We start from the raw sequence: 11,446 nt of genomic DNA, 5'->3' as shown, positions 1-11,446 counted from the left end.
TTGCCTGGCAGGAGTACGAAGTAGCGGACATCGAAGAGAAAGTAGCAGGGTCAGGTCAGCGCCGACGTGCGAGCACGCGCAGGCGCACGTAGTCGGCCAGCGGCTGTCCGGTGGCGTTGCGCGGCAGATCGGCCAGCAGGGCGGTGGCGGCATCGCGCACCGTGGCGCGCGCCTCGGCCGGCAGGTCGTCCAGCAGCGGTGCGGCGAACACGCGCAGCCAGCCGGCAACGCCGGTCGGCAGTGCGGTCGGGCGTGGCAGGCATTCGATCAGCCGCACCTGGAAGCCATGCTGGCGCAGGCGTTCGGCGTAGCCATCGGCGGTGGGGAAGTACCACTGGAATGTGCTGGCACCCTGGCCATGGGCGACGCGCGCGGCCTGCACGGCGGCAACGATCGTGGCCACGTTGCCATGACCGCCGAACTCGGCGACGAAACGGCCGCCGGGGCGCAGGGCGCGGCGCACGCCTTCCAGCACGCGGTCCGGGTTGGGCATCCAATGCAGCGCTGCGTTGCTGAACACCGCATCGAACGCGCCGTCGAAGGTCAGGGCGTGGCCGTCCATCACCCGCGCATCGACGCCCCGTGCACGTGCGGCGATCACCATTTCCGGTGAAGCATCGACGCCCTGCATGTGTGCACCGCTGAGGGCCAGTTCGGTGGTGAGTACGCCATCGCCACAGCCCAGGTCGAGGATGCGCTCGCCGGCCCGCGCGTCGAGCAGGCGCGCTACGGCGCCACCGAGGGTCGGCACGAAGCCGGCGTCGATCGCATAGTCCTGGGCATTCCACTGCTGGCCTGCGCTGCTGGTGGCGGTTGCGGTGTCGAAGGCGCTCATCCTGGATTCCTCAGGCGGTGGCAGTGGCAGGTGTTTCAGTGCTGACGCCGGCGTTGGCCTGGCGCTGGCGCAGCAGGCGGTTGGCTACGTCCAGCCAGGCCAGCGCGGATGCTTCGATGATGTCCTTGCTGGTGCCGGTGCCGTCGTACTCGACGCCTTCGTGGCGCACGCTCAGGTTGGCTTCGCCGCGCGCATCGGCACCGATGCCGACGCTGTGCACGTGGTAGCTGTCCAGCATCAGCTGCACGCCGGTAGCGGCCGACAGCGCGCCGAACAGTGCATCGACCGGGCCATCGCCCTGTGCGGTCTCGGCCACGCGGTTGCCGTCCGGGTCGGACAGTTCGACCAGCGCATTGGCACGGCTGCCGACATCGCTGATGGTCATCGAGGCCAGGCGGTAGCCCTGTGCGTTGGAGCCGCCCTGCATCAGTGTCTGCAGGTCGGCGTCGGTGACCACGCGCTGCTGCTCGCACAGGCCCTTGAACTGCTCGAACACCAGCTTCAGCTCGTCTTCTTCCAGCCAGAAGCCCAGTGCGCGCAGGCGCGCTTCGACGGCGGCACGGCCACTGTGGCGGCCCAGCACCATCTGCGAGTCCTCCCAGCCCACGTCTTCCGGACGCATGATTTCGTAGGTGCCGCGGTGGCGCAGCATGCCGTGCTGGTGGATACCCGATTCATGGGCAAAGGCATTGGCGCCTACGATGGCCTTGTTGCGCTGTACCGGCATGCCGACCAGGCGCTGCAGCAGCTGCGAAGTACCGACGATGCGCGGGGTGTCGATGGCGGTGTCCTGCTCGTAGAACGCCTGGCGCACCTTCAGCACCATCGCGATCTCTTCCAGCGAGCAGTTGCCGGCGCGTTCACCAATGCCGTTGACGGTGCATTCGACCTGGCGCGCGCCACCTTCGATGGCGGCCAGTGAGTTGGCCACGGCCAGGCCCAGGTCGTTGTGGCAGTGTGCGCTGAAGATCACGTTGCCTGCGTTGGGCACATCGGCGACGCCCGCGATGACCTGCTGGAACATCGTGCGGATTTCTTCCGGCGTGGTGAAGCCGACGGTGTCGGGCAGGTTGATGGTGGTGGCGCCGGCAGCGATCGCCACGCGCGAGACTTCAATCAGGTAATCCAGCTCGGTGCGGGTGGCGTCCTCGGCGGAGAACTCGACATCGTCGATGTAGGAGCGGGCCAGCGATACATGCTTGCGTACCGACTCCAGTACCTGCTCACGCGTCATCCGCAGCTTGTGCTCACGGTGCAGCGGGCTGGTCGACAGGAACACATGCAGGCGCGGGTTGGCAGCGGCTTCCAGCGCGCGCGCCGAGGTCTCGATGTCCGCCTGCAGGCAGCGTGACAGTACCGCCAGGCTCAGGCTCGGGCGGCGCAGTTCGCGGCCGATCAGGGCCATCGCTTCGCGGTCGGACTGCGAGCTGGCCGGGAAGCCGGTCTCGATGATGTCCACGCCCAGTTCGTCCAGCGCACGCGCCATCACCAGCTTCTGCGGCGGGCTCATGCTGCAGCCGGGGGACTGCTCGCCGTCACGCAGGGTGGTGTCGAAGATGCGGATGCGCGGGGTGGTAATTCGTTCGATGGTGGTCACAGGGAAATCTCCTCGACAGCGGGTGCGACGGCTTGCAGGGGGGAAGGGGAAGGCGGTGGGAAAGCGGTGGCGGTCGCCTTGCCGGGCGAGCGCGGAGTTTCCGTCCGGCGTCGGCGCGGTTTGCGTGGCGGGCGCGGGCGGATATCGGTGAGCAGGCCGGCGAGCACGCCGGCATCGATGTTGCCGCCGGAGACGACCGCGCACTTGCGGCGGCCGGCGACGCGACGCCCGGCGGCCAGTGCCAGCGCACCGGCGCCCTCGGCGATGATGTGTTCTTCCAGTGCCAACCGCACCAGGGTCTCGCGCAGTTCGGCTTCGCGCACGATCACCACATCGTCCAGCAGCGAGGTGCACAGGCGGCGGGTCAGGAAGCCGGGGATCTTCACCCGCACGCCGTCGGCAAGCGACGGCACAGGATTGATCTCGCGCACGTCGCCACGGATCGCGCGGGCCATCGAATCGACCCCCTCGACCTGCGCACCAACGATACGCACGCCCTGCGACTTCAGCGCCAGGGCGACACCGGAGGCCAGGCCGCCACCGCCGATCGGTACGATCACCACGTCCGGCGCATGCGCGGCCAGCTCGATGCCGACGGTGCCTTGGCCGGCGATGACATCGGCATCGTCGAAGGCAGAGAGGAAGCGGTAGCCATGGCGCTGTGCCAGTTCGACGGCGAATGCATAGGCCTCGTCATAGCTGCTGCCATGCTGGCGTACGGTTGCGCCCCAATGGGCGACGCCAGCGATCTTGGTGGCCGGCGCACCATGCGGCATCACGGCGATGGCCGGCACATCCAGGCGATAGGCGGCCCAGGCCACGCCCTGCGCGTGATTGCCGGCCGAGGCGCAGATCACCGGCCGGGTATCGCCACGTTCGCGGGCGGCCAACAGGGCATTCAGCGCGCCGCGCACCTTGTACGAGCCGGTGCGCTGCAGGTTCTCCAGCTTCAGCCAGGTGCCGAAGCGCTCGGCATGATGCAGCGGAGTGGGCGGCAGGAAGCGGCGCAGGCGGGCCTGCGCAGCCAATACGTCGGCAACGGTTACGTCGCCGACATCGCTTTCCTTGCTGGCATCAGCGGCCGGCATGGGCCACCAGCAGGGTGTTGCCGACCACCGCATACGGGCACGGGCGGCGAAGAAGACGCCTCCGTACCGGCACCGTGGTGAATACGGTACGGGCGTTCATGCGGATACTCCTTCCAGTGCGGTCATCTGCACCGAAACGCAGTCGTAGATCTTTTCCATCTGCCGGCACAGTGTTTCCGGCGGGCGCTGGCTGTCCACCACCAGTTGCAGGTGCCAACGGCCATCGTCGGCGGGCACCGGCGCACCGGTGATCGCGCGCGGTGCGAAACCGCGACGTTCGGCCATGCCGATCACGCGCAGCAGCGCGCCCTCGGCCGGTTGCAGCACCAGGTCAAGCCGGTATTGCATTGGGGATCTCCTGGCGTGCATGTGCAGGGTTGCTTTCCAGCATGGTGCTGTTGGCGGTATTGGGCGGCACCAGCGGCCACACGTTCGCGCGTGCATCGATGGCCACGTGCAGCAGGGCCGGGCCCGGCTCGACCAGCAGTGCGGCCAGGCCACCTTCGACGTCATCGCGCGCGTCGATGCGTGTGGCCGCGATGCCGAACACCTTGGCCAGGGCCACGAAGTCCGGGTTGTCGGACAGGTCGATCTCGCTGTAACGCTCGGCGAAGAACAGCTCCTGCCACTGCCGCACCATGCCCAGCGAGCTGTTGTCCAGCAGGATGATCTTCACCGGCAGGCGGCAGCGGGCAATGGTCGCCAGCTCCTGCACGTTCATCATGAAGCTGCCATCGCCGGACACCAGCACCACCGTGCGCTCAGGGCAGGCGAACTGCGCGCCCATCGCCGCCGGCAGGCCAAAACCCATCGTGCCCAGCGCACCGCTGGTCAGGTGGTTGCGCGGATGATTGAAGCGGCAGTGCTGCGCGACCCACATCTGGTGCTGGCCGACGTCGCAGGCCACCACGGTATCGGCCGGCGCCAGTTCGCTCAGGCGCTTCAGCAGCGCCGGGGCGTAGATGTGCTGGCCCGGCGCGTCGTAGCGTGCGGCAAAACGATCACGATGCTGTGCGCAGCGCTTGCGCCATGCGTCCTGGTGGGCCTTGGGGGAGGGGAAGGCCGCACGCAGGGCGCGGATGGCGTGACCGACGTTGCCGGGCACGGCGACATCGGCGCTGCGCAGCTTGGAGATCTCGTACGCATCGGCATCGATGTGAACCACGCGGGCAAAGGGCGCGAACTCGGCCAGCTTGCCGGTCGCCCGATCATCGAAGCGCGCACCCAGCACCAGCAGCAGGTCGCTCTCCTGCACGGCCATGTTCGCCGCGCGGGTGCCGTGCATGCCCAGCATGCCCAACGACTGCGGGTGCTGGGGAGGCAGCGCGCCCAGCCCACGCAGGGTCATAACGGTAGGAATGGCGCTGGCTTCGACGAACGCGCGCAGGTCCTGCACGGCATCGCCCAGGGCGATGCCGCCACCGGCATAGACCACCGGCTTTTCGGCCGCAGCCAATGCGGTGATGGCCTCGGCGATGGCGTCGGCGTCGGCGGCTGGCGGCGGCTCCACGCTGGCCGGGACGTGCGCCGGCAGGTGGCTGGCATCGGCCAGCTGCACATCCTTGGGCAGGTCGATCAGCACCGGGCCGGGACGGCCCTCGCGGGCGATGCGGAAGGCATCGGCCACCACGCGCGGCAGATCATCGACGCTGCGCACCAGCCAGCTGTGCTTGACGATCGGCATCGTCAGGCCGAACACATCCAGTTCCTGGAACGCATCGGTGCCCAGCAGCGGCGTGGCGACCTGGCCGGTGATGCAGACCATCGGCACCGAATCGAGCATCGCATCGGCGATGCCGGTGACCAGGTTCGACGCGCCCGGCCCGGAGGTCGCCACGCAGACGCCGACCTGGCCACTGGCGCGCGCAAAGCCGTTGGCGGCCAGTGCCGCACCCTGCTCATGGCGCACCAGGATGTGCTTCAGCGACGAATCCACCAGCGCGTCGTAGAACGGCATGATGGTGCCGCCCGGGTAGCCGAACAGCGTACGGACACCCTCGGCCTCCAGCGCCTGGGTCAGCCAGCGCGCGCCGTTGGGCGGCGCGCTGCGGTGTGTGGGAGAGTTCATGGGGGAACCTTGCAGAGCGGGTGGGGGTGCCGCGTTGTTACGCGGCTTGACCTTGCAACCAGACCATCTTGGCGCGCAGTTCCTTGCCTACCTTCTCGATCGGATGCTCCAGGTCGGCCTGCTTGAACCTGTTGTAGTTCGGCAGGCCCGCTTCGTACTCGGCCACCCAGTTCTTGGTGAAGGTGCCGTCCTGAATGTCCTTCAGCACTTCCTTCATGCGTTCCTTGGTACCAGCGTCGATCACCCGCGGGCCGCTGACATAGTCGCCGTACTGCGCGGTTTCGGAGATGAACTCCAACATGCGCGAGATGCCGCCTTCGTAGAACAGGTCGACGATCAGCTTCAGTTCGTGCAGCACTTCGTAGTAGGCGATTTCCGGCTGGTAACCGGCTTCCACCAGCGTCTCGAAGCCCGCCTGCACCAGTGCCGAAGCGCCGCCGCACAGCACCGCCTGCTCACCGAACAGATCGGTTTCGGTTTCTTCCTTGAAGGTGGTCTGGATCAGGTTGGCACGTGCGCCACCCAGGCCGGCCGCATAGGCAAGTGCGTACTCGGCGGCCTTGCCGCTCTTGTCCTGGTAGACCGCCCAGATGCATGGCACACCGCGGCCGATTTCATATTCGCGACGGACCAGTGCACCCGGGCCCTTCGGTGCGACCAGCACGACGTCCAGGTCTTCGCGCGGCTTGATCATGTCGAAGTGCACGTTCAGACCATGCGCGAACAGCAGCACCGCGCCCTGCTTCATGTTCGACGCCAGCACGTCCTCGTACAGCTTCTTCTGCACCATGTCCGGGGTCAGCACCGCGACCAGGTCGGCATCCTTCACCGCATCGGCCGGTGCCTTCACGGTGAAGCCATCGGCCTGCGCCTTGACCTCGGTGGGGCCGCCCGGGCGCAGGCCTACCACCACATCGAAGCCGGATTCACGCAGGTTCAGCGCGTGCGCGCGGCCCTGGCTGCCGTAGCCGATGACGGCGATCTTGGTCTGGGGCAGTTCGTTGGTGCTCATGGGGGAGGTTCCTTGCGGGTGGGAAGAAAAAAGACGGCCGGCAGTCGAATCGACGTACCGGCCGGTCAGGGAAAAGCGGGGAGGGCAGCGCCGCGCATCGCACAGGTACTGCCACCACGAGGGTTCGTGGTGCAGCGGGTCCGGGTTGTGGGATGGGTGTTGGTCATGGTGGTTGCGTCTGAAACCAGGTCCTGAAATGAAAAAACCCGCACCTGGGCGGGTGCGGGTTTTGATGAGTTCCGGTGTATTTGCTGCTTACACGCTGGCTCGTCCCGCACCTGTTGGTTGGGTAATAAGTACGAGCACAAGAATCGAACGCAGCGAGGCGGCGCCGGTATCGGCGGCTTCGATGTGGGTTCGCGGTGGCGTGTTGTGATGCAACATGTGATCGAGAAAACCACAGCCGTTTCCGCGCTGTCAACCCTCGCAGCGATATTCCCGTCAGTTTCCACTGCATGCAGTGCAATCGCTTGTGGCACAAGGATGGTTGCCGCTGAAAGTGTTTCGGTGAACCCGAATTCACTCTTTTCGACGGGTTTTTTGCGCGGATTCCGGCGATACCAGCTGCGCTCGCCGGGTCGTGCAGGGCCCCGTGTGCCGCGAGAGGTTCCGTGCGCATTGCGATGCGTTCGTGGCAATGGCGCCCTCCATGAGGCGTCCATGACCTATGCCCGATGGCCCCTGATCGCCGCAGCAGCGAAGATCGGGTCACCACCCTTCCATCGGAACCCGACCGTGTCCCGACGTCTTGCCCGTTCCCTGCTGGCTGCTGCCGTGCTGGCTGCCGTGCCCATGCTGTCCCAGGCTGCCGACCGTATCACCGGCCACACCTTCGCCACCCGTTCGGAGGTGATCGCCCCGCATGCGATGGCCGCCACCTCGCAGCCGCTGGCCACCCAGATCGCGCTGGACGTGATGAAGGCCGGTGGCTCGGCCGTCGATGCCGCCATCGCTGCCAACGCAGCGCTGGGCCTGATGGAACCCACCGGCAACGGCGTCGGCGGCGACCTGTTCGCCATCGTGTGGGACCCGAAGACGCAGAAACTCTACGGCTACAACGGCTCCGGCCGCTCGCCGAAGTCGCTCACCCTGGCCGAGTTCCAGCGTCGGGGCCTGAAGGAGATCCCGGCCACCGGTCCGCTGCCGGTATCGGTGCCGGGCGCGGTGGATGGCTGGTTCGCGTTGCACGACCGGTTCGGCCGCAAGTCGATGGCCGATAATCTGGCGCCAGCCATCCGCTACGCGCGCGAAGGTCATCCGGTGGCCGAAGTGATCGCCTATTACTGGGATCGCTCGGTACCGAAGCTGTCGCAGTATCCGGGTTTCAATGAGCAGTTCACCATCGATGGCCATGCCCCGCGCAAGGGCGAGATGTGGAAGAACCCGAACCTGGCAGACACCCTGCAGAAGATTGCCGACGGCGGGCGTGATGCTTTCTACAAGGGCGACATTGCCCACACCATCGGCGATTACTTCAAGAAGAATGGCGGCTACCTGAGCTACCAGGACATGGCCGATCATCATGGCGAGTGGGTTGAACCGGTCAGCAGCAATTACCGCGGCTATGACGTGTGGGAGCTTCCGCCCAACAGCCAGGGCATTGCCGCGCTGCAGATCCTCAACGTACTGGAAGGCTACGACTTTTCGAAGATTCCGTTCGGCTCACCCGAACACGTGCATCTGTTCGTGGAAGCAAAGAAGCTGGCCTTCGCCGACCGTGCGCGCTTCTACGCCGACATGGCGTTCCAGCCGGCGCCGGTACAGAAGCTGATTTCCAAGGATTACGCCGCGCAGCGCCGCGCGCTGATCTCGATGGACAAGGCGCTGAAGGAAGTACAGCCGGGTACGCCGAAGCAGCTGGAAGAGGGCGACACGATCTACATGACGGTGGCCGACGCCGACGGCATGATGGTGTCGCTGATCCAGTCCAACTACCGCGGCATGGGCAGCGGCATGGCACCGCCGGGGCTGGGCTTCATCCTGCAGGATCGCGGCGAGATGTTCGTGTTGCAGAGGAACCATCCCAATGGCTACGCACCGGGCAAGCGCCCCTTCCAGACCATCATTCCGGCCTTCATCACCAAGGGCGGCAAGCCGTACGCCAGCTTCGGCGTGATGGGCGGTGCGATGCAGCCACAGGGACACGCGCAGATCGTGATGAACCTGGTGGACTTCGGCATGAACCTGCAGGAAGCCGGCGATGCGCCGCGCATCCAGCACGAGGGCTCGACCGAACCGACCGGGCAGGCGACGACGATGACCGATGGCGGCGAGGTCAATCTGGAGACCGGGTTCCCGTACGAGACGGTTCGTGCGCTGATGCGCAAGGGGCATCGCGTGGTGTTCGCCGATGGTCCGTATGGCGGCTACCAGGCGATCCTGCGTGATCCGGAAACGGGCGTGTATTACGGCGCATCGGAGAGTCGCAAGGATGGGCAGGCGGCGGGGTATTGAGGTTTCCCGGCCAACGGGCTGAGCCCCCTCTGCGGTGGGGGTTCGTAGAAGCGGGATCATGTAATTGGGCCGGGCGGGTGGGCTGGTCGGGGGACGCCGTGAATCCGTCCTTGGAGGCTTGGCAGCCGCATCCATGCGGCTGACACCCCCGCCCAGCCCACCCGCCCGGCCCCTGACAGTTTCCTGCGGCCTCCACCGCAGGAATAGAAAGAAGAAGAGCAAAAGCAAAGGCAACAGCCGCGTGCTGATGGTTGGGGTCGGATCCGTTTTCCAGAGGAAAACGGATCCGACCCCTTCTTGTTTTCCGATACACCTTCATCCACGCATGGCGTGGATCTACTGCCGTCACCGGGCAACTGTCAGGGGTGGGGCGGTGTGGGTGGGCAGGACCGTTGGCGCCATGGATGGCGCCATCGAGCCCCCATGGACGGGTTTACGGCGTGTCCTGCCCACCCATACCGCCCCGCCCAACCAGCAGAAACCCAGAGCCGCTTGTGCTGTTGCCGTTGCTTGAAAAAAGCGGTGCAGCCGCAGGCTGCAAAACACCCTCAATCCGAATCCTGCGCGCGCGCCGCCTCCGCCTGGGTCTCTTCCTGTGCCGCCATCTCGCGCGCGATCCACGCATCGATCATGCGCCGCTGGCGCTGTGCTTGCCGGCGCTCCCGCGTGTACTCCTGGTCCAGCACCCGGTACAGCGACACCATCACCAGCACCATCAGCAGTGCGAACGGCAATGCTGCGATCGTGATCATTCCCTGCAGCGCCTCCAGCCCACCCGCCAGCAGCAATGCCGCCGCAATCAACGCTACCGCGATGCCCCACGCCAGCTTGCGCTTCAGCGGTGGATCCCCGGCTTCGTCGGTGGACATGCTTGCCAGCACCAGTACCGCCGAATCGGCCGAGGTCACGAAGAAGATCGTCAACAGTACCAATGCCACCGCCGACAGCATCAGCGATGCCGGCAGGCTGTCGAACAGGGTGAACAGCACCGTCTCATAGCCATTGCCCAGCGCCTGCACAAGGTCGGCGTGGCCAAAGATCTGTGCCCACAGTGCCGTTCCGCCGAACACGGCAAACCAGAAGAAGCCCAGCAGGGTTGGTGCCAACACCACGCCGATCACGAACTCGCGCACGCTGCGGCCGCGCGAGATGCGCGCGATGAAGGAACCCACGAACGGGGCCCACGAAATCCACCAGGCCCAGTAGAAGATCGTCCAGTCTGCCACCCATGTGCTGCCGGAGAACGGCGACATGCGCAGGCTCATGGTCACCAGCTGGTTGAGGTAGGAGCCCAGCGTGGTGGTGAACGTATCGAAGATGAATCCGGTCGGTCCCAGCACCAGTACGGTCGCGGCCAGCAACGCGGCCAGCGCCAGGTTGAAGTTGGACAGCCACTTCACGCCGCGCTCCACGCCGCTGGCGGTGGAGGCCATGTACAGCACGAAGGCAATGGCGATGATCGTCATCTGCACCGGTACCGTAGCCTGCAGGCCGAACACGCGCTCCACGCCCGCGGCGATCTGGATGGTGCCGAAGCCGAGCGTCGTCGCCACGCCGATCGCCGTGGCGACCACCGCCGCGATGTTGACGACACGGCCGATCCAGCCACGATGGTGGCGGCCGATGATCGGCTGCAGCATATCGCTGACCAGCCCGCGTCCATTGCGGTTGAACTGGAACCAGGCCATCGCCAGACCGATCAGTGCATAGATCGCCCACGGATGCAGTCCCCAATGGAAGAATGCATAACGCATCGATGCCCGCGCAGCATCCATGCTCTGTGGCGAAAGGCCTTCCGGTGGCTTGGTGAAGTGCGAGATGGGCTCGGCCGCTCCCCAGAACACCAGGCCGATGCCCATGCCGGCGGCGAACAGCATCGACATCCAGCTGGCGCGCGAGAACTCGGGTTCGGCGTCTTCGCCACCGATGCGCAGGTTGCCGAAGCGGCCGAAGGCCAGGTACATCAGGAATACCAGTGCCAGGAATACCACCAGCAGGTACAGCCAACCGACGCTGCGGATGACATCAGCCAGCGCCGCCTGCACGACGGTATTGAAGGGGCCGGGCGCGAGGCCGGCCAGCAGCGCCAGGGCAAGCACCAGTGCGATGGAAATGCGAAACACCATGAAGGAGCTTCTCCGATCAAGGGATTGAGGGGAGCGAGCGAAAGCTTGCAGGGAGTGGTCCAGCGACAGCGTGCGCGTACCGGACAGGAGCCGCGATGGCGGCAGGGAAAGCACCGCTTGCAACGGTGCGGCGCACGTGCACGTTACTGAATGCGACGTCACGATTGTGTTAACGAATGGCGATTGGGGGTCAGATCCGTTTTCCGCAGGAAACGGATCTGACCCCGGAGGCAACCCCGGAGGCAGGCGGTCTATGCTCTAATGCA

General features: G+C 66.0%; 8 protein-coding genes. 1 reads left to right on the top strand and 7 read right to left on the bottom strand.

All coding sequences use genetic code 11. The features are described from left to right. Positions 1–55 precede the first annotated feature (55 nt). The 6 genes from ACEF39_RS17290 to ilvC all read right to left on the bottom strand — a co-directional run bounded on the left by ACEF39_RS17290 (position 56) and on the right by ilvC (position 6,600). Complete coding sequence (locus tag ACEF39_RS17290) at positions 56–835, bottom strand: class I SAM-dependent methyltransferase (RefSeq protein ID WP_500285945.1); 780 nt, start codon at positions 833–835, stop codon at positions 56–58. A 10-nt stretch (positions 836–845) separates the two neighbouring features. After that, on the bottom strand, positions 846–2,432 hold the full coding sequence (locus ACEF39_RS17285; protein WP_500285944.1) for a 2-isopropylmalate synthase: 1,587 nt from the start codon (positions 2,430–2,432) through the stop codon (positions 846–848). Next, positions 2,429–3,520 carry a threonine dehydratase gene (locus ACEF39_RS17280; RefSeq protein WP_500285943.1) on the bottom strand — a complete coding sequence of 364 codons (1,092 nt, stop codon included), beginning with the start codon at positions 3,518–3,520 and terminating at the stop codon, positions 2,429–2,431. The genes ACEF39_RS17285 and ACEF39_RS17280 overlap by 4 nt, the downstream gene beginning before the upstream one ends. A 96-nt stretch (positions 3,521–3,616) precedes the next feature. After that, entirely contained in the window at positions 3,617–3,868 is a 252-nt protein-coding gene (locus tag ACEF39_RS17275) for an ACT domain-containing protein (protein WP_100462699.1), read from the bottom strand. Next, entirely contained in the window at positions 3,852–5,588 is a 1,737-nt protein-coding gene (ilvG, locus tag ACEF39_RS17270) for an acetolactate synthase 2 catalytic subunit (protein ID WP_500285942.1), read from the bottom strand. Before ilvG ends, ACEF39_RS17275 begins: the two co-directional genes overlap by 17 nt. Positions 5,589–5,625: 37 nt before the next feature. Then, a complete protein-coding gene (gene ilvC, locus ACEF39_RS17265; protein WP_500285941.1) occupies positions 5,626–6,600 on the bottom strand; it encodes a ketol-acid reductoisomerase in 975 nt (324 codons plus the stop codon). Between the two features lie 735 nt (positions 6,601–7,335). On the opposite strand from ilvC, the gene ggt reads away from it, so the two are divergent. After that, entirely contained in the window at positions 7,336–9,054 is a 1,719-nt protein-coding gene (gene ggt / locus ACEF39_RS17260; RefSeq protein ID WP_500285940.1) for a gamma-glutamyltransferase, read from the top strand. 548 nt (positions 9,055–9,602) lie between these two features. Here the strand turns inward: ggt and ACEF39_RS17255 are convergent. Then, on the bottom strand, positions 9,603–11,180 hold the full coding sequence (locus ACEF39_RS17255) for a BCCT family transporter (RefSeq protein ID WP_500285939.1): 1,578 nt from the start codon (positions 11,178–11,180) through the stop codon (positions 9,603–9,605). Positions 11,181–11,446: the final 266 nt, after the last annotated feature.

Source organism: Stenotrophomonas indicatrix (assembly GCA_041545745.1).
Lineage (GTDB): Bacteria > Pseudomonadota > Gammaproteobacteria > Xanthomonadales > Xanthomonadaceae > Stenotrophomonas > Stenotrophomonas indicatrix_A.
This window is presented reverse-complemented; position numbering and strand designations above follow the sequence as displayed.

Bases quoted from the DNA above. Each gene is read 5' to 3' on its own strand.
- ACEF39_RS17290 (WP_500285945.1), bottom strand. From the start codon at position 835: ATGAGCGCCTTCGACACCGCAACCGCCACCAGCAGCGCAGGCCAGCAG.
- ACEF39_RS17280 (WP_500285943.1), bottom strand. From the start codon at position 3,520: ATGCCGGCCGCTGATGCCAGCAAGGAAAGCGATGTCGGCGACGTAACC.
- ACEF39_RS17275 (WP_100462699.1), bottom strand. From the start codon at position 3,868: ATGCAATACCGGCTTGACCTGGTGCTGCAACCGGCCGAGGGCGCGCTG.
- ilvG (WP_500285942.1), bottom strand. From the start codon at position 5,588: ATGAACTCTCCCACACACCGCAGCGCGCCGCCCAACGGCGCGCGCTGG.
- ilvC (WP_500285941.1), bottom strand. From the start codon at position 6,600: ATGAGCACCAACGAACTGCCCCAGACCAAGATCGCCGTCATCGGCTAC.
- ACEF39_RS17255 (WP_500285939.1), bottom strand. From the start codon at position 11,180: ATGGTGTTTCGCATTTCCATCGCACTGGTGCTTGCCCTGGCGCTGCTG.